Below are 22,550 nucleotides of genomic sequence, written 5' to 3' on the forward strand. Positions count from 1 at the left end.
TGTTCGTCAGGCCAGAGATTTACCGCCAGCTTCCTTCAGATTCGCAGTCACCCACGACACCCTTGCTTTTGGTTAACGCTTCCCACTATCAAGGCGCGTTCGGGACTCTCACCCTATAGCTTGCGCCCGTGCCGGGCGCACACAAAAAACCCCGCAGGCTTGCAAAGCAAGGCGCTGCGGGGCGGCAACCGCTACGTTACAGGTCTTTATCGCCGAACATCTTTGCGTCGCGGGTATTCTTTTGTACGGCAATGGCCGAAAACATACACAGGCAGAATGCCATGGCGTAAAATCCTTTTTCGCTTCTTGCTAAATCGGCATTCCAAAGGCCAATCGTTAATAGTACCATTGCCGCAATGGTGGCAAACCAACTCAAGCCGTAGTAAAGATCGGTAACGGCAAGTCCTTCGGCCCTGTCCCTTACGCTTTTCTGCACGGATATTACCGCGAACATGCCAAATAATAAGATGGTGAAATAATAGCCTTTTTCGTTCAAATCCATAGTTGCATTCCATAAACCGATGAGATATCCCGCCATGCCTACCAATAAGGCCAACCAGGATGCGCCTATAAATGCGGCGGTGGGTTTAAATGGGTTTCTGATGTTTTCGCCATATTTTGCAATGGGCAAATTTCCTTCTGTTTTGTTTTGTAGCGGTTCCATGTTTGTTTTGTTTTAATAATTAATATGGAAGCAAATGTGGGCTATAAAACACACTTGAAAAAGTTATAATACGATAATTACTGACGATATAATTTGTAATTATCGTATCTTTATTTACGCAATTATATCTATATGGACTCCATTCAAGAGCTAACCAGCCTGCTCAACAATACCGACAAAAAGCTATTCAGGCAGTTTTTACAGCGGAAAAACAAGAGGGCAGACGTTAAGAATTTGGCTTTACTTGATTTGATAGAAACTGACGATATAAGTAACTTAAGTAAACTCTACGACCCGGAAAAAAATAATGACGCATATCATGCACTTCGTAAAAGGCTGCAGGATAATTTACTGCTATTCTTATCGCAGAAAACCTTTGAGAGCAATCATTCCGATACTTATGATGCGCTGCGGCTGGTTGTGGTGGGGCGTTTTTTGTTAGAGAACGACGTGGTGAAGATAGCCTTCAAATGTTTGGATAAAGCCGAACGGATGGCCGAACATTTAGAGCAGTTTAATTTGTTGAATGAGCTATTACTGTTGAAGCTGCAGTATGCCCACCTAACTGGTGCGGAAGACTTCGAAGCTTTAACTGCGCGTTTCCTGCAGAATCAGGCGGATATGCAGCGGGAGGCTAAGCTAAATATGGCCTATGCCTTTTTGAGGAAGGAACTACAGGAGATACACCTGAAAGGTAAGGTGGTTAATTTGACGGCCCTGATGATAACGACGATACGGAAGTACAAAATTTCCGCAGAGGACTTGATGACGTACAAGTCCATTTACCAGATCCTTTTCATCGCGAATGAATACGCGGCAATACAGCAGAATTATGCGCTGATAGAACGCTATGTCAATCGCACGGATAAATTTATACAAGGCCAGGCGCATAAAACACAATCCTATCTTTTTCACCATATATCCATCTTGTATTTTCTGGCGAACTTTCACCTTAGGCGAAAGAATTTTGCGGGGAGTACATCCTACCTCAAGGAGATGATGGATTTAATGGCGACGGATAGCCGCTATTACGAACTGTTTTATTTGCGCCAATCTCTGCTTTCTGCGCTCAACCTATTCTATACAGGCTATGCCAATGATGCCATTACGCTGTTGCAGCAAGTGCTTTCCAATACAAAGCATCGTTCTAAACCGGAAGATATAGAGGATATACGGATATGCCTGACCATGTTTTTGGCCCTGTGCAATGACCGGGGAAGTTTGAAGCAGCTTACTTTACTGACGCGCACCGATGCCTGGTACGAAAAAAAAATGGGCATGTTATGGACCATTAGAAAGAATCTGATGGAAATTTTGGTGCATGCACAGTTCTCCAACATCGAGCTGGCCATGTCCCGGCTAAACAGTTTCCGGCGCCGATATAAGAAGTACCTGCTGAAAACGTCGGAAGATCGCGTGCTGTTCTTTCTAAGGCTGGTTGAAAAATACCTGCTAAAACCCGATGTAGTCTTTGATACGGCGTATAGGAAGACGGTTTTAAACATGGCGGGCACGTCTGAAAATGACGACATCTTCACCTTGAGTTTTATTGCCTGGCTGATAGCGCGCTGGGAGAAAAAATCAGCTTATAAAGTAGTGCTGACGCTTATACAAGATGACACCTATGCGCAATAAGACCACGTTCATTATTCGACATTATTGTCCTGATTGGCCAGCGCTATCCCGGGGGTGCCTTTCCCTATCAAACAGGTAAGGTAAACTGAAAGGTAGAGCCAACCCCTTTTTCGCTGTCGGCCCATATGCGGCCATCATGGTGCTGGATAATCTCCGCACAGATATACAACCCTACGCCAAAACCGGCGATATGCTTTGTATGTTCGGTGCCGACGCGGTAATAGCGGTCAAAAATATGCGGCAAATCTTGCTTACGGATGCCCATCCCTTCGTCTTGTACGCTCACCTGTATCACGTCCGCCTGCTTTTCTGCCCGGATAATGACATTTTTACCCTTGGGCGAATATTTCACGGCATTGGATAAAAGGTTGGAGATAACCGAACCTATTTTATCACGGTCGGCATTAACCGTCAACTCCGCATCTGCTTCGAAATGGAACTGATGCGTGCTTACCGTCAGCCGCATTTCTTCGAGTTGCTCGCCAATGAGGGCAGCCAGGTCGAACCCCATTTTGCTGATTTCCAACTTGCCCGATTCCAGGCGCGATACGTTCAGGAAGCCATTGATCAAATTGCTCATCTTCTTGGCTTGCTGGCTAGCCTTACCCAGGGCCTGCAGCAAGAACGGATCACTATGGTCTTTATATTTCAGCTGCATCACCTGTACCAGCGCCGTTAAGCTAGTCAGTGGCGTTTTGAGCTCATGGCTGGCCATACCTATAAAGTCGTTCTTGCGTTCTTCGTCGCGTTTTTGCTCGGTAATATCGCGGGCTATTTTTGATACACCTATCACCTTGCCTGCTTTATCGCGAATAGGCGAAATAGTAAGCGATACGTTGATTTGCCGGCCGTCGGCGGTTTGGCGCACGGTTTCGTAATGATCTATTTTTTCGCCATTGCGCAACCTGTTTAAGATTAGCGGTTCCTCATGGTGCAGGTGCCCGGGTATTAATTTCAAGATGGAATGCCCCACCATGTCCGCTTCCTTATACCCGAAGATGGTTTCGGCACCCCGGTTCCAGGCCGTCACCACACCGTCGAGGTCTTTGCCTATAATGGCATCGTCAGAAGATTCTACTATTGCGGCCAGCTTGGCGCTGCGTTCATCGGCCTGCCGCAATTCATCGTTGGCCGCGTGCAGTTCCTCGTTAGTCGCTATCATCTCTTCATTGATAGATAACAGTTCTTCGTTCAGGGCCTGGGTTTCCTGTTCGCTATCCTGCAAAGCCCTGGTGCGTTCGGCCACCCGCTGTTCCAGCGTTTCGTTGACATTTGCCAGTTCTTCGTTGGTCGCCATAATCTCCTCGTTGGCGGCCGTCAGCTCTTCGTTTAGTGCCTGGGTTTCTTCTTCGCTTTGTACCAGTTCACGGCGCAATTTTTCTTTGTCGCGGTAATCGCGGGTTACCTTGCGGTAAGAGTAAGCAGCGATACCCAGGGCCAACAACAGCGCAAGTACGATAATAGCCGGGGCCAGGCTACTATAGTGTTCTAAACTGGAGGCCCTTTCTGTGAGCAATCCGCGCTCCGCTTGTTCTGCTTTAGCGATAGCCGCGCGGAAACTATCCATGGCTGCCTTGCCTTCATTGAGGTCTGAGGACGCAATGGCCTGGCCGCGTTGTTTTTTATCGATGACTTCCTGAAGGATATCGAGGCGTTGCTGCAAAATACTACGGATGGCAGCCACATTGGCTTGCTGCCTGGCATTATCTGCAGTAAGTACCTGTAGTTGCCGGCCAAGGTCGCCGGCTTGTTTGTAAGCCCCGTTATAGGGTTCCAGGAATTTAGCTTGCCCGGTTAGCAGGTAGCCGCGCTGGCCCGTTTCGGCATCCTTCATGGTAGATAGCAATTGCTCCAGCTTCTGCATCACCTCGCCGCTGTGGGCTACGGCGCGATTGCTTTTAAGCAAACTGTTCAGCGTAAGCCACGATACCAGGCCAACCACCAGTAGTATAAATATAGAAAAACCATACCCCAAGCGGAGGTTACGGTGGAATTTGTTCATCATAGGACTAGCGGAAAAAACGGATAAATATAGCGATTAACTTGCATTGCTGCCCGCTTATACAAGCTAGCTGTTTAATTGTTACCTTTACAAGCATGGACGGTACCAGGGCATTTGGTTTATTTGGAGATGATTTGCCTGCGGAGCAGGCGGATGCCGAATTGGTGCTGGAAAAACTGCTCGGTTTGCGTGCTGTAAAAGCCCCTCTAAATCTCAAAGACAAAGTGCTTGCCCAACTTGGGTTTGCCGGCGAAGAATTGCAATTAGGCAATTTACCGCCAACATCCCGGCATTCTAACTACCTAAGCTGGCTGAAAGCCATAGAGCCACTGTTACCCAACGAACCTGTGGAATCCATTTTTTTCAAGGAAATCCGCCGTGACGAACGATATGTGCAATCACTTGTAGTTTCGAGGGTTGATGTACCCGAAGAGGTGCACGAATCTTACGCTGAAAGTTTTTTTATACTGGAGGGCCGTTGCGCCTGTACTATAGGTGGCCGGGTATTCGAATTAGCGGCAGGCGATTACCTGCCCATCCCTTTGCATGTGCCGCACGATGTGCGCCTGCTTACGCCGCAGGTAACCGCTATTCTCCAATATGAACTTTGCTGATATCCACTCAATTTTATAATTTGTGCGTTTAATCGAGTTATGTTAAAATCCACGGTTTTGGTGATAGAAGATGATGCTGATACACTGGAAATCATAGCCACGGCTTTAACGGAAGCAGGTTATGAGGTGAGTGCCGGCAAGGATATTACCATGCTGTATGGCATTGAGAAACAACCGCCCGGTTTGTTGCTGATGGATAACTGGTTAAGCGGCGATAAAACCGGGCACGACATCTGCTACCAACTGAAACAAAACCCTGCTACTGCAAATATCCCGGTAATCCTGATTTCCGGAACACGTAACCTGGAGGCCACCGCAGAACGCTGCGGCGCCAACGGCTTTATTTGCAAGCCCTTTGATATACCCGAACTCCTCACGACAGTCGCTAACCACATTAAGTCTTAAAGGCACGATATTGGCATTCAGCAAGGCTGGAATTTCCTGGAAATCCTAAGCTAAAATCTGTCGAAAAGCTGGAAAAAGCTGGAAATTTTTTCAGCCAAAAATCGGGCCTTTTGCTCAAAAATGCCGTTTCTGCTTAAATTAAGGCCTTTTTATTACGCGCAGGAAAAAGCCATAAAAAACACCGAAAAACCTCCGAAAAACTCGGATTTTCTCGGGTATTTTGGGCAATTTAGAGCCCTCAGAGCACTGAAAAACCGTCGTGCAAGCCATCCCGGGCCAAGCCCGATTCCCTGATTTTTTTTGAATTTTTATAAAATAAAAACTGGACAAAAACCTGGAATTTTTAAGCACCGATTACCAGCTTATCAGCAGCAGCGAAACACCCTGCCTCGGCAGGCCGAAGTTTACCAGCAAAGTATTTTTCTGCGTCTTCAATTTTTGTGGTTTACCTAGTGTTTGCAGCCCGCCAGCCTTTTCCAATTCGGCAATTTGTGCACTGGTTGGGTTTTGTGGCGAGCCCATCTTTTTCCACACTTCGTACGAATTGCTGTGTTCGCTATCTATCCGGTAGTGCGTCAATAAAACCTTTGCCGATGGTATGCCGTTGACAGTCAGGGCTACCTGTTCGGCAGGGCCCGCTTTATCGTCGTCATGATAGTTCCATACCATCACCGCCGCCGATTTCTTATCTTTTGATGCCAGTACGCCAATGTCCGTCAGCTCGCCGCGAACGCTGGAGTCCATCACCGTTTTTAAGGAATACATGCGGTTGCTGATAGCTTCTACCCTGTTTCCCCTCATTTTGCCGAACATGCGGAACACGTTGAGCACCGGCTTGTCTACCCCGTTTGTGGCCAGATCGCGGAAGCCATAAAACCAGGGCTGATCCTCAAACTCGAACGACCAGGAAACCGCTCCTGTGAAATTGGTTCCGTACTTATCGCCTAACTCATACTTGCGCGCAAAGGTTGCCGCCGTATAGCTTGAATACATGGTGCCGTTACGGTAAGCGTTTGAGGGGTTGGTGGCCATGCCGCAGGCGGCGCATCCCTCAGGGTCCGATTCGCCTATAATAACAGGAAGGTTCCTGGTTTCCGGGTACGAAGCCACAATGCCGAACCCTGTTGCAATATCATTCAACTGCGGTGCCGCATTCATTTGTACCATGCCTTTAATAAGCCTTGGCTGACCCTTTGCATGAAAGGTAATCAATTCCAATGGCGAGCCTATTTGGCCGGTTGCGTAGTTGGTGTCGGTAATGCAATGCTTTATAAACGCGTTAAGGAAAGCCTGCGAACCCTTGCTTGATGTACCCGCAATATCAAGCCCGCCTATTTTGGCAGTTGGCAGGGCTTTTTTCAACCCGTCGGCGGCATAATCATATAACTTAAAAAATTCCTTTTGGGTGCCTTTCCAGTAATAGTTGGGTTCGTTCCAAACTTCCCAGTACCAGCTTTCCACCTCTTTTTGCCCGTATCGTGCAACGCTATGCTTCACCCATTGGTAAATCAGCTCGCGCCATTTATTGTAGTCTTTTGGTGGATATGCCCACCCTGTCATGATATCGTCGTAAGGATCGCCAGGCTTCCAGTGGTGGCGGTAAGGATACGGGTGGGTAGATAAGGCCTGCGGCATAAATCCAATTTGCGCCAGGGGTTTCATACCGCGGTTAACGTAGGCATCAAAAATGCTATCTACCAGGTGCCAGTCGTAAACGGGGTTGCCGTTGGCGTCTTCGGTATAGGCGTTGGTAGATCCCCATTTTAAAGCGGCTACGCCATCGCCGGTTACCAGCAAGCTATGCGTACGCACGTAAACAGGCGTGGGGCTTAGCGCGGCCAGTTCGGTCAATAGCTTTTTGCCATCCTTCATATAGGTGTAGTTTGGCTCATCGTAGCCAAACCATGCCCAAACGGGAGTCATAGGCGCTTTCTCCTTAGCCAGGTTAACGGTTACCACCGCCGTATGCTGAGCCAGTGCAATAGCCGGCCCCATTGCAAGCATCAGCATCAACCATATAGTTTTCAGCTTGTAATAAGTTCGTGCCATCATATTCCTATTGTTTAGTCAAATCGTTCTTGTTTATATCGGGCCAGTTGCTTACCCAGTTTAACCTGGCCAGCCGCAATTTGGGTATAGCCCTGTCGGCAGCATCATAGCCGTGAAAAATGATGTAATCGGCACCATCAAATGTGGCGACGCCGTTGTGGCCCACGCCGTACCAATCTTTATCGCCTTCCAATAAGATGCTGCCGCCGCCATCGCTCATGGCCACGCCATCCTTATCAAGGTAAGGCCCTCTGATATTTTCGGCACGGCCGATAATCATTTTGTAAGTGCTTTTAGGCCCCTGGCAGCAATAATCTATCGATGCAAACAGGTAGTAGTATTTATCGTGCTTAAATATAAATGGCGCCTCTATGGCATTCGCGCTGCGCTTTCGGCTGGCAATGGTTGGTATAGTAGCTATGTCTCCGGCAAGGCTTAACCTGTCCTTTTGCAGCTTTACCAGTTTAATGCCATCCCAAAACGACCCGAATACCAAATAGGGGTTGCCTTGGCCATCGTCTACCAGGTTTGGGTCTATAGCATTCCAATTGGTTTGCCCGGGTACCGACCGGATGATTTGCCCATGATCTACCCATTTGTAATCGGCACTGCTTGCGTGCAGCGTGGTGTTGGTTGCCATACCAATGGCCGACTTGTTTTTACCAAATGCCGAAACGCTATAGAACAGATAGTACTGCCCTTTATAATACGATATATCAGGCGCCCAGATGTAATTTCTAAATTCGGGTAAAAAATCTTTCACCCAGGCGGGCGCAGCAGCAAACACCGGCTTTTCGCGCTTCCAATGAACTTTATCTACCGACGACCAATTGGTTATGCCATTGCCGGTGCAGAAGACATAGTAAACGCTATCCTGTTTAATAATAACAGGGTCATGTACCGATATATCCGTTTTCAAATCCTGAGCCGCAAGCTTTTGGCCCAGGATAAGGAAAGCAATAATGATGATGCTGTTTTTCAAAAGCCTCTGCTTAAATCAATTTCAGCCTTATCACTTTAAAAGTGTATGGTTCTATGGTAACGTTAACCGCTTTGCCGTTTACCACAAGGGTACTTTTAACCGGGCTAACCAGTTTTGGTGCCTTAAATGAGTTTACCGCCGCTTTATCGGCACTACGCAAGGTAGTAACCACTGCGGTTTTTTTTCCGGCCGATGCACCATCGATATTAAATACCACCGGTTGTGCCGTTGCGCCGCTATTCACAAACTTAATGATGAGCTCTTTGGTGCTTTTATCAATACTGGCCGTGGCGTAACATCCATCCTGGCCGGTTACCATTTCGCCGTCTTTTAACAAGGGCACCACATCGCTGCCTTTGTTTAGCGAAAAGAGCTGCTGCACATAATAGTTTGGCGTGCCGTAGGAGCGCAGGTTATCAAACCAAATCAAGTCCGGTGTCCATTGCCAGCCATCCACATGTGCAAAAAGCGGTGCGTATGATGCCATGTTCACTACGTCGGCATTGCGTTCCAGGCCGGTCATAAAAGCTGCCTCGGCTAAAGCACAATCCCAATTATTCTTATTATCGGGGCTACCAGTGCCTACGCTTTGCGCTGCATATTCTCCCGCGAATATTTTAGGCCCTTTACGGTCGTAATTATCGTAACGGGTTGCATTATCTAAAAACCACTTAGGCGTTTGGTAATAGTGCTCATCTAAGATATCGGCATGTTCGGTCCTGAAGAATTTATCCAGGCGGTTAAATTCTTCGCCACCGGGGCTGGGGCCAACGCTCGATACAATTTTCACATATGGGTACTTGTCTTTTATGGCTTTGGTAAAAATTTTCCACCGGGCGATATATTGCTCGCCCCATTGCTCGTTGCCTACGCCCAATACTTTCAGGTTGAAAGGTTTGGGGTGGCCAAGGTCGGCACGTAGCTTGCCCCATTTGGTATCGGGCCCGCCATTGGCAAATTCAATAAGGTCCAATGCATCCTGCACGTATGGGTCCAACTGATCCAAGGGCACTAACTGCCCCGTATTGTACTGGCAGGCCATACCGCAATTTAAAATTGGCAATGGCGTTGCCCCAATATCCTCTGCCGTCATAAAATATTCCATAAAGCCCAGGCCGAAAGTTTGATAATAATCGGGCGCCGGGCGATGCTTAAACTCCATGTTCCAGCGGTTTATCAGGTTCTCGCGCTTATCTATATCGCCAATACTTTTTTTCCATTGATAACGGTTAGCCAAATCGCGCCCCTCTACAATACAACCACCCGGGAAACGTAGGAACCCCGGCTTCATATCGGCCAGCTTCTGCACCAGATCCGCACGCAGGCCGGCAGGGCGGTTTTTCCAGGTGTGCTGCGGAAACAGCGATATCATATCCAGTTCAACCGTTCCTTTGCCTTTAAGCCAAACATATAAGGATGCTTTATCTTCGGTAGCGGTTGCCACAAACTTTACATTATATTTTTTCCATTCCGTTGATGTTGGCTTTAGGATGGCGGTGCCGATAACAATGCCTTTCGCGCTATGCAGCTCCACCAATAAGGATACAGCATTTGCGGTTGGTTTACGAGCCGTTACCGAAAAGCTGTAAGTTTCGCCTTTCTTGATACCCATGCCCCGGAAACCTTCATTCGATAAACCAAAATATCCTGCGTTGTCGCTTACATCTATTTTAATAACGTGTGCATTTTCGGGGCGTTCGGCCGTGCGGTCCAAAACTTCTATGCTGCCTTTGCCGCCGGCCTTTTGCTGCTGCTGCCAGCCAGCCAAATGCGAATCGAATTCGAAAGAGCGGTTCTTTACCAGTTCGGCGTACACCCCGCCATCTGCCGCCAGATTTATATCCTCGAAAAAAATGCCGTACATAGTTGGCTCGATATGTGCCTTTACCTGGCCGGTTGTAATGGTATAAACTTTGGGCTGCGTTTGGGCATTGGCACCCAACATAGTAGCTGCAGCACACAGCATGAGCAGTGGTTTTTTCATTTTCATAATACTTTAAAAAAAATAGGCCTCGAAAACCGGGAAGAGCCGAGGGTTCTGTTTATAAAAGGTTGTCTTCAACAAATTCACACAAATTTTAGCAGCGTAACAAATATTGCATGGCTTCTGATTGTGTTTATCGATTCCCGAAGATAACATTAATTTATTAATTGTATAATCAACACTTAAAATATTGCGGCTGTTATCCCGCAAATTTTTTCGATTTGGCTCGGGATGCAATTTGGTTACGGATGCATTATAATAAATATGGGGTTGCTCTTTTGATTATTCACCTAAATCACCCACATCCCAGCTATCTTTCCAAACCACCTTTACGCCATCGCCAGTAAACCTTATGGGTAGCCAAATGTACCTGCCATCTATTGCGTTCTTTGGCTCCCATTTATCGGCCATAAATATCAGCGCATCTTTTTTACCGTCAACGTTTAAAACATAGGTGCTTTGGCCGCCGTAGGTAAGTCCCTTATTGGGTCCAATGCATGGGTTACCCAGGTATTCCCATGGGCCGAATATCGATTTTGACCTAAACAAGCGCGCCGCATTGGGCGCCCAGCCCGTACAGCCCGATCCTATCATATAATAAATGCCGTTGCGTTTAAAAATTGCGGGGGCCTCGGTTTGCTGGCCAATGTAAACTCTTGAGAACTTCCCCGTATGCGCAGTGTAATCGGCGTTTAATTCGGCCACATGCAATGTGTAGTTCTCTTCCGACGAGAAAATGTGGTAGGCTTTACCATCGTCATCAACAAATAAAGTCATATCGCGGGCCATTTGGCCGCCGGCAAAATCGCGCATAAAAAACTTGTCTTGCTCTTTTACAATTGTAGCGTTCACCCTATCGCTGTCTGGCGTGCCTTTTGGGTAAAACGGCATTCTGCCTGCGTTGGGTCGGTAGCTTCGGATATACCGGTACGGGCCTGTTGGCTTATCGCTAATTGCCAGGCCTGTGCGAGCTGCACTGTAACCCTTACCCTTCAGTTCGAGGTGAAACCACATCACATATTTTTTGGTTTTGGCATTGTAAATAACCTTGGGGCGTTCTAAAACACAGCCCTTTACAATATCGCTCCGCTCATCATCAGACATGGGCAAGGCAATACCTTCATCTTTCCAATCGTATAAATTGGTTGATGAGTAGCAATGCACGCCAACCTGAGATGTATTGCCGGCGCTACCTGCCACCTTATGCTCGCCAAACCAATAATAAACGTTATCCTTAAAAAGGATGCCTCCGCCGTGGGCATTAATGGCCACCCCTTTATCATCGTACCATTGTGCAATGGGCATAAATTTACCCTTGCCCGCAGGCGGCGTACTTTGTGCATAAACCTGCTGCGCCCCAAGGAAACCAAAGCAGGCAAAAAACAACCGCGACAAAAAGAAAACCCTGTAATTATTCATGGAAGATTGAAACTTAAAAACATTAAACAAGGTGCAAACCCTAGCATCAAGTTTACGGGGTTAAGCGGCAGATTACTACAATTTTCCTATCTAAACCTGAAACTATCTTAAGGACCGCACAGGTTTAATTATTTCTTTTGATTGCCGGGTTAAGCGACAACTTCTTCGAAAAAGGGTCTCTGTATTTTTTGATATATTCTGACGGGTTTAAGCCAAAAAGCTGGGAAAACTGCTCCCTGAAATACTTTACATCTTTAAAGCCCACAATTACCGATACTTCATTAACATTCAACGATGTGTTGATGAACAACTCGGCGGCACGCCTTAAACGCACAAACCGGATGAAACTATTAGGCGTTTGGTTAGATACGAGCTTTATTTTCTTGAACAGGTTAGAGCGGCTCACGTTAATATCGGCAGCCAGTTCATCAACGCCAAAATCATCATCTTCTAACCGATTTTCGATAACCAGGATGCAGCGGTCGATAAATAGTTTTTCCTCTTCGGATATCTTCACGCTTTGCTCCTTAAGGGTAACCTTACGGTAAAAGTAATTCTGGAGGCTGTTGCGGCTATCCAGCAAGGCATCTATCCTCGCGATTAGCAGTTCTTTATCCAGCGGCTTGGAAAAGTAATCGTCGGCCCCATGTTTAATGCCTTTCAACCTGATTTCCTGGGATGAATTGGCCGTAATTAAAATTAAAGGGATATGGGCGAGCGAGGGATTGGCCTTTATCTCTTCGCAAAGCTCAAGGCCGCTTTTGCCATCCATGGTAATATCGCTGATAATAATATCAGGCACATGCTCCCTGGCCATCAAAATCCCCTCGAAACCATCTGCGGCTTCCAGCATGGAGAATTGGCCTTTAAATATCTGTTTAAGATAAATCCGCATGTCGGGGTGGTCATCAATCACCAGCATGGTGCGTTTAGAAAAAACAGCCTGCTCTGTCAGGCTGGCTGGGTTGTCGCCCGGCACCTGTGTATCATCAGCGGCGGTAATTGCGTCCGCATTAGCCTGGAGTGCGTAATTGGTAAGTTCCTGCTCGCCGGAGAGTTCATCCAGGAAAACGTTCCCGCTTTCGATAATCTCATTTATTTGGAGGCCAGGGAAATGCACTTTCCCCTTTTTGAAATTAATAAAGAAGGTGGTCCCTTGCCCTAATTTGCTCTCGTAACTAATATCGGCTTTGTGCAGCTTTACAAATTGATGCACCAGATAAAGCCCTATGCCGAATCCGGCTTTCTGGCTCGACCGGGGATTACCCGACCTGTAGAACTTATCGAAAAGGTGCTCGCCCGTTTCGGGAGCAATACCATATCCCGTATCACTTATCGCAATATTTATAAGCCCTTCCGATTGTGACAACCTGAATGCGACCGTGCCGCCGCTATCGGTGTAACGAAGCGCATTTGATAGCAAATTGTAAAGGATAACTTCAATTTTCGGCTTATCACCATATAAGTTGATATGCTCCTCGTCAATAAATAATTGATAGGTTATCCCCTTATTGCGGGCCTGGTAAGCAAAACTTTCGTAAGTGAGCCTGCAAAGCGCAGAAAAATCAATCAGGCTTAATTGCAGATCGGTACCGTCGTTTTCTGTTTTGTTGAAAAGCAGCAACTGATCTATAAGGCTCACCAGCCGCCGCGCATTACGATAAATGATACCCAGCTCTACGTCTTTTTGCTGAGCTGGCCGGGCAAGTATCTCTTGCAATGGGTTAATGATGAGCATAAGCGGGGTACGAAACTCGTGCGATACATGCGTAAAAAAGGATGTTTTCCGCAGGCTTAGCTCAGCTTCTTTCTCACTGTTCATACGCTCCAGCTTTATTTGGTATTGCAGCCTGGCCTTGCTGGTTCGGTAACTAATGAAAGCCAGCATTACCCATACCAGCGCACCCGTATAGAGTAACCAGGCCCACCAGGCACGGAACCAGGGTGGGGTAATTATCAGTTTCAGCGTGGTTTGCTGTGCGTTCCATTTACCTAAAGCATTGGTAGATCGTATGTGCAAGGTGTAGTTGCCCTCGCGGATGTTGTTGTACGTAATAATTCTTTGATTGCCAGCTTGTATCCAGTCTTTATCCAAGCCCTCCAGGTAGTAAGCGTATTTAATATGCTCGGGCGAGGAATACTCCAGCCCGGCAAACGCGAAGGAAAGTATTGCTTCATCATACGGCACTTTTAAACCTTGCACCTCTCGGGTGCCGTTGTTATTGGTAATTGTATTTTGGCTGGTAATCTTTTTATTATTTACCGTAATGTTGGTAAACACTACGGGAGGCATATAATTACGAGTGGCAATGCTATCCGGGTAAAATAGGTTAAAACCATTTATGCCGCCGAAAGCAAGCTCTCCCGATTTTAACTTCAAGGCTGAATTAGCTGAGAACTGATTGCTTTGCAGGCCATCGCTTTCGAAATAGCTCCTCATTTTAAAATCCTTGTAGCCAAAGCTTGTTATCCCCCTAAAGGTACTCAACCACAGTTTGCCGGAGTTATCTTCCAGTATATTCAAAACCGAATTGTTAGATAGCCCCTCACTATCGGTGTACCTACTTACGATTTTGCCCGATGCCCTGTTAAACAAGCACAAGCCTCCGCCTTCTGTGCCTAACCAAAAATTGCCGCTTTTATCTTCATAAATTGCGCGTACAGGCTTATCTATCTTATAAAAAACATGGTTATGTTTTGCAGTATCGAGCTTAATAAGATACTCCGCATTGCCGCACCACAGTTGGCCGGCGCGGTCTTCTACAAACGAATAGGGGTCATTTACCTGTTGATCAAAAACAATAAACTTATTCGCTTTTCTGTTAAACCTGTACAGCTTGCCGTTGGAGAATGTGCCGGCCCAGAGATTTTTGCGGCTGTCTTCATATAAAAGCCAAACATTCTTATTCCGTTCACCGGTTTCCGGGTTTTCGCATTCAAAATGCTCAAACCCCCCGCTTTGCGCATTAAAACGATTCACGCCACCCGCAAAAGTGGCCACCCACATTTTATTAAGGTAGTCTTTTACGATGTAGGTAACCGTGTTGCTGCTAAGCGAGGCGGGGGAATTATTTGAATGGACGAAGTTTTGGAACTTTCCCGTTGTCCTGTCCATCACAGAAACGCCGCCATCTTCTGAGCCTACCCAAAGCCGTTGCTTATCGTATTCGCAAAAAGACGATACGTAATCATTAACCAGGCTATGCACGTCGCCGGTTTCGTGCCGGTACGTTTGAAAGTAACTCTTCTGCTGATCTATAATGTAAACGCCAGCGCGCACGGTCGCAATCCATATCCGCGATTCTTTATCCTGGTAAATATCCATCACTGCGTTACTCTGCAGCAGCCCTGTTTTTTGGCCCTGCCTTATGTAACTAAATTTACCCGAAGCAGGGTTTAATATGGTAACCCCTCCGCCTTCAATACCGATGTAAAGGTTATGATTACGCGAGAGCAACAATGAGCTAATGTTATTGCCCGATAACTGACCTGCGCCCGCCCGATAGGTCTCTACAATCTTTTTTTGCTGCACGGCATACTTAAACAGCCCCTGGGTGCTCCCTATCCAAACTATACCTTCATTATCTGCTTTTATGCGGCCAGCCAACTTAACGCTGTTACTTGCCAATACAATTTGTTTAGCATTGCTATCGTAATAACACAAGCCTATTTCCGATAAAAAGAGCCAAACCTTGTTATGCTTATCAATATCTATGGTAGGGCAATCTACATACATTAGAGTATTCATGCCATATTTCACAGGCAGTTGGATGCAGATATCGCTATCGTGCGGCTTTAAGAATACCCCCGAGCTGTTAGTGCCGATGAAAAGGTTGCCCTCGCTATCTGCCTTAATTACATCTATATTAAATGTTAGCTTATACAGCTTTTTAGAGTGGTAATCCCGGTAATATGCCCAATGAAAATCATCGGTAACGGGGTCTAGTGCCATCAGGCCCTGGCCGGTCCCTACCCAAATTTGATGCTTATTATCCTCGCTTATGGCGTAAATGTAATTGTGCTGCAACGACGCAGTGTCCCTGAACTTATTCCTGTAAACCTTTACCTCGTAACCATCGTAACGGTTAAGCCCGTCGAAAGTACCAAACCACATAAAGCCTTTCTTATCCTGATAAATGCAGCGTACCGAGTTATTCGACAGGCCGTCGGTAATGGAAAGCTTGGTCATTTGCTGTTGCGCCATAAGCGCCGATTGGCTGCAGATGGTAAACAGAAGAATGACGACCGCGCGATAACTCAGATACATATTAAAGGCTTGTTAAGCAAGAGCCTGGTTTTTACGGAAACTATTATACTAATTGATGAGGTATTAATAAATATACCCGTTTTTGACTCGTTGTATCGTTTTTAATTCTTCAGCTTATATGCAACCCTCGCCCTGAAGCAATAAATGGCCTTATAAATTCCTATTCTTCAAGGCCTTGATTCGCCCTGAAAAACCGGCCGTTTAAACCCCGTTTATTAAAAAAAAATGCCCATTTATTATTTGTCCCCCATATTAGAGATAATTACCCCCCTATGCAAACGCTGCCCTAATTTACATTTGTTTGATTAAACCAACTGTTTAGTGTAAAAACAACACTTATTATAGGCCGCCGGTCTCGTTTGCCAAAGATATAGAATTACGCTTTACTAAACTGCCGTTTTTAAATTCAGTTAACAGCTAACAGTATTGGGCCATAGATTTAAAAAGACTGACAACTGGCTTATTAGTGCTTATGAAGATTAAATATCTATGATATTATCTTCATTTTGGCTCTTATTTTAACCAAATACCTAAATATAAACCAACTCTAATGAACAACGAAGCATCAAAGATGAAAAGCAGCCGAGCATTTACCGTTAAGCCCGCAATAAGTCCAGAAGAATAAACAGTAATTTTTTTGATAATTTTTTAAGTGTCTATTTTACAATTAATAAATTAATATTATCTTCGGAATAAGTAAACGCCTATAAAGCAGCCACAAGTTGTTACCAAAATGCAGCTAAAGGGTTTGCTAATAAACCAATAATAAATCTATTCTTCAAAATGCAGGGCATGGGGTTAAAAGCCATTATTGAAGATAGTACCGTACAACCTATTTTAAACGATATGTTATGACTTCAACTTTACAAAAACTACCCGTTACTCACGAGTCGACCTTTTTTGCCAAAACTTTTAAATCGGCGCAATTCGATATCCCATGGCATCATCATACCGAGTTAGAAATCGTATTGATATTGGAAGGTTGCGGTAGCTGCTTTGTTGGAAACTACTCGGGCAAGTTTACCGCGGGCGATGTTTTCCTGATTGGGGCCAATGTGCCGCACACATTTACCTGTACAAATCCGGCTAGCACAACTTGCGCCGTGCTGGTGCAGTTTAAAGCAGATTTTTGGGGACGGGACTTTATTTCGCTCCCCGAAACATCTAACATCAGGCATCTGTTTGAGCAGGCTAAAAGCGGCATAAAAGTAAGCGATTGCTGTACATCTACATTATCAGCAAAAATCAAAGAACTTGAATTTCAACGTGGATTCGACCGCATTATAACCTTGTGCTCGTGCCTTAACATCATTGCAGAGGATAATGATTGCCAGCTCCTCTCAACGGCCAACATTCACACCCTCGCCTGCCAAAAAACCGACAGGCTGGAAAAGGTATTTAAATTTACCAACAGCGAGTTTGCGCGGGTAATTACATTAAAAGAAGTATCAGACATAGCCGGCATGAGCATCCCCGCCTTTTGCGAACACTTCAGGAAAACGGTTAAAAAAACCTATATAGAGTTCCTGAACGAGGTAAGGCTGAGCTTTGCATGCAAACTGCTTATGGAAAGCGACATGACTATTTCCGAGATATTCTTCCAGAGCGGCTATAATACCCCGGCCAATTTTAACAGGCAGTTTTTAAAGTATAAAGGCTTATCGCCATCAAGCTTCAGAAAAAAATTCTACGTTAACTAATAACCCCTACCATGCATCAAATAAGCTTAAAAGAGCGGTTTAGGTAAAGCTGAACCGCTCTTTTTTTCCGGGTTTTATTTTGTAGAATTTTTGCACGGGTTTCATCTGTGATTTTCCATGAATTTCCAACTTTGGTAATGGCGGTTAAAATATGGGCATACCCTTTGCTGCCATTAAAGAAAAAAGCCCCGGGTATTTCATACACCGGAGCTTACCAATTATAACCACGCATTTATTTTCTTAACTATCAACGGGCACCCTTTTAGCAACAGAGGCATTTTTGTTATCGTAACAAAAATGCCTCCGGCCAATTTGGGTAAACTCAATTACTAGTTCCTGAACAGTTTGATATTAAGTACCTGGAAGTAACTCCCCGGGTTACCGTTACCAATAACATTCCCTAAAAACCCGATTGATACCACCTGCGGCGAGGTCAATACAAATTCAAAGGTTTTTGTTTCTTTAACGTTAGGAGAGGTTGCGCCTACGTTTGCGCCGTTAAACATACTGGCATACCCTAATGATGAAGTAAGATTGGCCAATACCGGTATGCCGGAGCCACCCGCCGCTGCTATACAGTACACCGTTGAGTTAGATTGTATTTCGGAATAGTAGGTGAACGAAACCTGGTAAGTGCCCGCAGGTAAAGCGGTCGATGTTGGCTGGTAAACTATACCGTTTACTACAGGCGTGTTGCCCCAGGTCTCCCAGTTGATAACGCCGCCTTCGTCGGCAGAGAAGCCGCCGTTGGTACCGCCGTCTTTATTTTTTGCGGCAGCATTGGTTATCCATGGCGCGCCAAGCACGCCCCATCGGCCACCAGGTGTCGCTCTTGTAAAAGGCCCGGTGTTCGACAAGTAAATGCTGGTTACCTCGGCTTTTACGCTATGGTCCTGAAAATCGGTATAAAAAATATCGATTGCAGTTTTGTTAGGTTTAAAAGCGCTGCGGTAACTGATAGATGCACCTGCCTTAAATTTTGGCAGCGACGTGCTTTGGCCGGTAACCTGCGATGTTATTAAAGTATCGTGCAACTTGTTGTTAACATCAGTGTACCTAATTTGCATAGAAAGCAAACCGTCATCAGCGTTTACATCTGCCCAGTTAATCAGTGCCGAGCCATCTCCCTGCAGTTCGGCTTTGGCTATACCCCTGTTAGATAATGAAGCCTGGTACTGATCGCCATACACGTTACCGGCCAGCGTTACCGGGATGGATATATGCCCTTCGTTGTCATAAGTGCGTATCTCAAAAGTCATAACGCCTTCTGGCAGGTTTGGTATAAGCAGTTTTGCGGTATCTACGCCATTGGTACGCGTTACCGCAGTTTCTATCGAATCCTGCTTACTGTTCCAATACACTTTGTATTTTACGATCTTAGGATCGGATGTAAATAGACCGGTTAGCAGCACCCTGTTCCTGCCGGAGAATACCTGTACGGAATCCAACTTGCCCGGGTACGAAATTGCGCCGTTTGGTTCGTACTTCTTTTTGTAATCATCCATTTTAGTGCAGGCGCTAAGCGCGAATACAATCAGCACTAAAAGGAAGTATGGTATGTTTTTATATTGTTTCATAATTGAAATTGAATTAAAAATGCCGCTACACTATTACTTACCGAATAACGTAAACTCGGCTATACTCATAAAGTACGACCCGGTCCAGTTACGTAAATTCCTGATCCTGATGTATCGATACGCCGGAAGCCCTGCCGGGAAATCAAAGCCCCATCCGTTATGCCCATAATTATAATCTGCTGTTGTTTCGGTGCCAGAAGCAGCGCCTGATGGCTTCACCACGTTACAGGTAACCAACTTTGTCCACGATGCATCTAAATTACCATTAGGGTTTGGCGAGTTGGAGCCCCATATTTCAAAATCGCGCGGGTTACCCCTTACATAAAACACAGTACCAAGTTCCTGGTACGGATAAAGTATAAAGCGGCTGAATATGCGCTGCTTACCCAAATCTACTGTTACCATTTGCGGGCTGCCTGCGCTCTCCATGGTGAAAAGGCAATTTGGCCAGTATGGGTTGGCGTCACCATCAATCATCCTGCCCACATTTGTATATGAATACAGGTTTGTGGCATCTTGCGGCAGCGTATAAGTCGACCAATCGAGCTTCGAGAACTGCTCCTCAAAAAACGGAGTAAGGTTTAAAAACAAGGTATCAGACCTGTTCAGGAACCTGTCGCGCACAAAAAACCCATATTTCCTGTCAACAGGGGGCTGCCCTCGTACCGTTGCTTCTATAGCTGCACTGTTGCTATAAACATTATCCATACCCTTAGATTGTACAAACTGGCCGTTATTGGCAGTGTCAACCAAAGGCACTATAGCTAAATTGTCTTTTGTTGGGTTATCTGCCGTAATTTTGAACCCGCCAAAGGTGGCTGTTACTTTAAGCGAATTAAATGCCAGCTCATACGGCGGCGTTAAGGGTTTTACTGTAACGTTAACCGGCGCCGAAGCTGTTTCACTGGAGTTGACGGCATATAGTTTTACCACGTGCTCTTCAGTATCGCCAAAGCCATCTACCGTTAGGGTATTGGAATAGCGGGATGCAATTACCTCGCGCGATTTGCCGGGCGAGGTTTCGTAAACCGCTCTTACATAAAACAGGTCGCCATCAGTTGGCAGTGCGTAGGTTAAAACCGCTAATCCGTTTTTATTCTCCACCTGCACATTGCTAACCACGCCGGGGGCATTGGTATTGTTCGTAAGCGGCTTGTTAAGCGTTTCCTGCTTGCAGCCCGATGCTACTACTGCTAACAGCCACATACAAAAAGCAGTTCGTAATTTCATTGATTTCATGTTAATGTTTTTATTGTTAAACATTTAATTATATACGCTTACCAGTTAGGGTTTTGTACCAGGTTCTGGTTAACAAGCAAATCGTTCTCCTGTATTGGCCATAAGTAATCGCGCGGGATAACGAAGTGCCTGGAGTAGATAGAACGTTCTCTGTAATACAACTCCGGCGAATTTTCGCTTATCGACCAACCTGTTACGTTGCTGTTCAGTTCAACACCTGCTGTTTTCCAACGCAAAAGATCCCAATAACGCTGCCCTTCAAAGCAAAGCTCAACGGCGCGCTCACGCTGTATAATCGCACGTAAACCATCTTTAGTAGTGTACTTTGTTGGGTTGATGCTAAAGTTTGTCCATGAAACCTGCACGGTAGGCAAGCCGGCCCTTTCTCTCACACGGTTTAAGTAATCGTAAGCAGCGGCGCCGGGGCCTTGTGCTTCGTTCAATGCTTCTGCGTAAAGCAGATACAGGTCGCCCAAACGCATCTCAGGCCATGGATAATTTAAATAAGTAACGGTTGCCCATTCGTAGTGCCAGTTAAGTGCCTTTTTCATGTAGAAACCAGCAATAGGTATTGGCGACGACTGGCCAATTTCGGCACCGCGCGATTTTAACCACCAGGTGTCAACATCCGTTTTTGTTGGGCTATTGGCCATGTACCAAACACCACGGTCGAAACCAAGATCCGCGTAGTAGCGTGGCTCCCTGTCAAAATTAAGCCTCGCGGTAGTCTCACCTTCTTTTATATAAAAACGCTCGTCATGGTTACCAACACGCAGCTTAGATATATTACTAAAATCAAGCGTTTTATCTTCGTTGATGGGCACACCATTTTTGGTGTAGAACATTTTTGCCATTTTTATGGTAGGGCCAAGTAGCGGGCGGTTGGCCGATTTTGCGGCATCAGCGTTGTTAAAATCATACTGGCCGGCACACATCGACTGGAAGAATGAGCTAAACCCAATGTTATTTACCGTTAAACCCCAAATAAGTTCGTCGTTCCATTTTTCGCTCATAGCGTTCCTGATGCCCATTTGGGTCATGGTAGTATCGCTTAGTTTAACTGTTTGGGCGGGAAACTTGTACAGATGGATGTTCTGCGATTCGCATGCATCAATCGCAGCTTTGCAGGCGTCTGCAGCAACCTGCCATTTTTCGGCACTGTAAGTTGAGTTGAACAGCAGTTCTCCGTCTTTATTCTTAAATGAATTATAATCCGGGTTGCCGTTGAAAAGCGGGCTTGCAGCAGTTACCAGTAACCTGGCTTTCATGCTTAAGGCAATTGGCTTGGTTAAGCGGCCCAGGTCGCTGCCTTCGTTTTGGATAGTCAGCGGCAGTTTGGAAGCTGCCAGGTCGTATAAACCTGCTATGTAAGCCACAACCTCGTCAACGGGGCGGCGTTTTACCCTTACATCTTCTATAGATGCATCTATAGCCAGGTTTTTATCAATGATGGGGATAGGCCCATAGGCGCGGAATAACTGAAAATGATAAAAGGCCTTTAAGAATTGTGCCTCGGCTATCCAGCGCTCGCGCGTATCTATATCCAGGTCGCGCACCTTGGTAAGGTCGCTTACGTTTTCCAGGAAAACGTTACAATCGCGTATGGCGCGGTAGTTCCCTGCTGCATCCCGGGTACCATTCATGTAATTGGCAATAGGATCTGATGAGTTTTGGAAACCCCTTGGCAACTGCAGCACATTGGTAGAGCGTATGTGGTTCGCCGGGTCTTCTACCCAAACTTCATCACCAGCGGTTAAGCCCACGTTATAAGTTGGATCTGCCCCGGTTGGCAGGTACGAGTAACAGGTAAACAAATATTTCTCGGCCTCGGCTTTAGAAACAAAGGCATTGGCTATTGTAGAAACGTTATCCGGCACAACATCCAGGAAGGGTTTCTTGCACGATGAAACTGGCAGCACCAATATAAAGGCGCCCATTAACAAGGCGATTGCCCCCTTTGGTGCGCTGCCTGATGCGGCGAGCTTTATTTTTTGTATATAATTAGTTTTCATA

The 22,550-nt window shown here is 46.0% G+C and carries 14 protein-coding genes; 4 read left to right on the top strand and 10 right to left on the bottom strand.

Annotation, left to right across the window (positions count from 1 at the left end; genetic code table 11):
• Nucleotides 1–196: 196 nt before the first annotated feature.
• Nucleotides 197–664 (bottom strand): inner membrane protein YiaA, encoded by a 468-nt coding sequence (yiaA, locus tag AC1DYT_RS18805; protein ID WP_477458198.1) that lies wholly within the window; start codon nucleotides 662–664, stop codon nucleotides 197–199.
• 132 nt (nucleotides 665–796) lie between these two features.
• Between yiaA and AC1DYT_RS18810 the strand changes: the two genes are divergently transcribed.
• On the top strand, nucleotides 797–2,299 hold the full coding sequence (locus AC1DYT_RS18810; protein ID WP_477471072.1) for a hypothetical protein: 1,503 nt from the start codon (nucleotides 797–799) through the stop codon (nucleotides 2,297–2,299).
• A 67-nt stretch (nucleotides 2,300–2,366) separates the two neighbouring features.
• Here AC1DYT_RS18810 and AC1DYT_RS18815 read toward each other — a convergent pair whose 3' ends face one another.
• The gene (locus AC1DYT_RS18815; RefSeq protein WP_477471073.1) at nucleotides 2,367–4,304 is read right to left on the bottom strand and encodes a sensor histidine kinase; all 1,938 of its coding nucleotides are present in this window, start codon (nucleotides 4,302–4,304) and stop codon (nucleotides 2,367–2,369) included.
• A 92-nt stretch (nucleotides 4,305–4,396) separates the two neighbouring features.
• Here AC1DYT_RS18815 and AC1DYT_RS18820 point away from each other — a divergent pair, with 92 nt between their 5' ends.
• Both AC1DYT_RS18820 and AC1DYT_RS18825 read left to right on the top strand, forming a co-directional pair.
• Nucleotides 4,397–4,915 (top strand): cupin domain-containing protein, encoded by a 519-nt coding sequence (locus tag AC1DYT_RS18820; RefSeq protein ID WP_477471074.1) that lies wholly within the window; start codon nucleotides 4,397–4,399, stop codon nucleotides 4,913–4,915.
• A gap of 39 nt (nucleotides 4,916–4,954) precedes the next feature.
• Nucleotides 4,955–5,320 carry a response regulator gene (locus tag AC1DYT_RS18825; RefSeq protein ID WP_477471075.1) on the top strand — a complete coding sequence of 122 codons (366 nt, stop codon included), beginning with the start codon at nucleotides 4,955–4,957 and terminating at the stop codon, nucleotides 5,318–5,320.
• Between the two features lie 354 nt (nucleotides 5,321–5,674).
• Here the strand turns inward: AC1DYT_RS18825 and AC1DYT_RS18830 are convergent, their stop codons facing one another.
• The 5 genes from AC1DYT_RS18830 to AC1DYT_RS18850 all read right to left on the bottom strand — a co-directional run bounded on the left by AC1DYT_RS18830 (nucleotide 5,675) and on the right by AC1DYT_RS18850 (nucleotide 16,021).
• Nucleotides 5,675–7,372 carry a GH39 family glycosyl hydrolase gene (locus AC1DYT_RS18830; protein WP_477471076.1) on the bottom strand — a complete coding sequence of 566 codons (1,698 nt, stop codon included), beginning with the start codon at nucleotides 7,370–7,372 and terminating at the stop codon, nucleotides 5,675–5,677.
• A gap of 4 nt (nucleotides 7,373–7,376) precedes the next feature.
• Entirely contained in the window at nucleotides 7,377–8,351 is a 975-nt protein-coding gene (locus AC1DYT_RS18835; protein WP_477471077.1) for a family 43 glycosylhydrolase, read from the bottom strand.
• 10 nt (nucleotides 8,352–8,361) lie between these two features.
• Entirely contained in the window at nucleotides 8,362–10,335 is a 1,974-nt protein-coding gene (locus tag AC1DYT_RS18840) for an alpha-L-arabinofuranosidase C-terminal domain-containing protein (RefSeq protein WP_477471078.1), read from the bottom strand.
• Nucleotides 10,336–10,617: 282 nt separating this feature from the next.
• A complete protein-coding gene (locus AC1DYT_RS18845) occupies nucleotides 10,618–11,754 on the bottom strand; it encodes a glycoside hydrolase family 43 protein (RefSeq protein WP_477471079.1) in 1,137 nt (378 codons plus the stop codon).
• Between the two features lie 124 nt (nucleotides 11,755–11,878).
• Entirely contained in the window at nucleotides 11,879–16,021 is a 4,143-nt protein-coding gene (locus tag AC1DYT_RS18850) for a hybrid sensor histidine kinase/response regulator transcription factor (protein ID WP_477471080.1), read from the bottom strand.
• Between the two features lie 851 nt (nucleotides 16,022–16,872).
• Between AC1DYT_RS18850 and AC1DYT_RS18855 the strand changes: the two genes are divergently transcribed.
• Nucleotides 16,873–17,721, top strand: a complete 849-nt coding sequence (locus AC1DYT_RS18855) for an AraC family transcriptional regulator (protein WP_477458188.1) — start codon at nucleotides 16,873–16,875, stop codon at nucleotides 17,719–17,721.
• A gap of 329 nt (nucleotides 17,722–18,050) precedes the next feature.
• On the opposite strand, the gene AC1DYT_RS18860 is transcribed toward AC1DYT_RS18855, so the two are convergent.
• The 3 genes from AC1DYT_RS18860 to AC1DYT_RS18870 are packed head-to-tail and all read right to left on the bottom strand — an operon-like array spanning nucleotide 18,051 to nucleotide 22,549.
• The gene (locus AC1DYT_RS18860) at nucleotides 18,051–19,298 is read right to left on the bottom strand and encodes a DUF4998 domain-containing protein (RefSeq protein ID WP_477471081.1); all 1,248 of its coding nucleotides are present in this window, start codon (nucleotides 19,296–19,298) and stop codon (nucleotides 18,051–18,053) included.
• Nucleotides 19,299–19,331: 33 nt separating this feature from the next.
• On the bottom strand, nucleotides 19,332–20,528 hold the full coding sequence (locus tag AC1DYT_RS18865; protein WP_477471082.1) for a DUF5000 domain-containing lipoprotein: 1,197 nt from the start codon (nucleotides 20,526–20,528) through the stop codon (nucleotides 19,332–19,334).
• A 47-nt stretch (nucleotides 20,529–20,575) separates the two neighbouring features.
• Nucleotides 20,576–22,549, bottom strand: a complete 1,974-nt coding sequence (locus AC1DYT_RS18870; RefSeq protein WP_477471083.1) for a RagB/SusD family nutrient uptake outer membrane protein — start codon at nucleotides 22,547–22,549, stop codon at nucleotides 20,576–20,578.
• Nucleotide 22,550: the final 1 nt, after the last annotated feature.

The sequence above is a fragment of the Mucilaginibacter sp. P1_D10 genome (assembly GCF_056406215.1).

Excerpts from the sequence above, each read along its gene's own strand:
- AC1DYT_RS18845 (WP_477471079.1), bottom strand. The coding sequence starts at position 11,754 with ATGAATAATTACAGGGTTTTCTTTTTGTCGCGGTTGTTTTTTGCCTGC.
- AC1DYT_RS18825 (WP_477471075.1), top strand. The coding sequence starts at position 4,955 with ATGTTAAAATCCACGGTTTTGGTGATAGAAGATGATGCTGATACACTG.
- AC1DYT_RS18810 (WP_477471072.1), top strand. The coding sequence starts at position 797 with ATGGACTCCATTCAAGAGCTAACCAGCCTGCTCAACAATACCGACAAA.
- AC1DYT_RS18860 (WP_477471081.1), bottom strand. The coding sequence starts at position 19,298 with ATGAAACAATATAAAAACATACCATACTTCCTTTTAGTGCTGATTGTA.
- AC1DYT_RS18830 (WP_477471076.1), bottom strand. The coding sequence starts at position 7,372 with ATGATGGCACGAACTTATTACAAGCTGAAAACTATATGGTTGATGCTG.
- AC1DYT_RS18840 (WP_477471078.1), bottom strand. The coding sequence starts at position 10,335 with ATGAAAAAACCACTGCTCATGCTGTGTGCTGCAGCTACTATGTTGGGT.
- AC1DYT_RS18815 (WP_477471073.1), bottom strand. The coding sequence starts at position 4,304 with ATGATGAACAAATTCCACCGTAACCTCCGCTTGGGGTATGGTTTTTCT.
- yiaA (WP_477458198.1), bottom strand. The coding sequence starts at position 664 with ATGGAACCGCTACAAAACAAAACAGAAGGAAATTTGCCCATTGCAAAA.
- AC1DYT_RS18850 (WP_477471080.1), bottom strand. The coding sequence starts at position 16,021 with ATGTATCTGAGTTATCGCGCGGTCGTCATTCTTCTGTTTACCATCTGC.
- AC1DYT_RS18820 (WP_477471074.1), top strand. The coding sequence starts at position 4,397 with ATGGACGGTACCAGGGCATTTGGTTTATTTGGAGATGATTTGCCTGCG.
- AC1DYT_RS18855 (WP_477458188.1), top strand. The coding sequence starts at position 16,873 with ATGACTTCAACTTTACAAAAACTACCCGTTACTCACGAGTCGACCTTT.
- AC1DYT_RS18865 (WP_477471082.1), bottom strand. The coding sequence starts at position 20,528 with ATGAAATTACGAACTGCTTTTTGTATGTGGCTGTTAGCAGTAGTAGCA.
- AC1DYT_RS18870 (WP_477471083.1), bottom strand. The coding sequence starts at position 22,549 with ATGAAAACTAATTATATACAAAAAATAAAGCTCGCCGCATCAGGCAGC.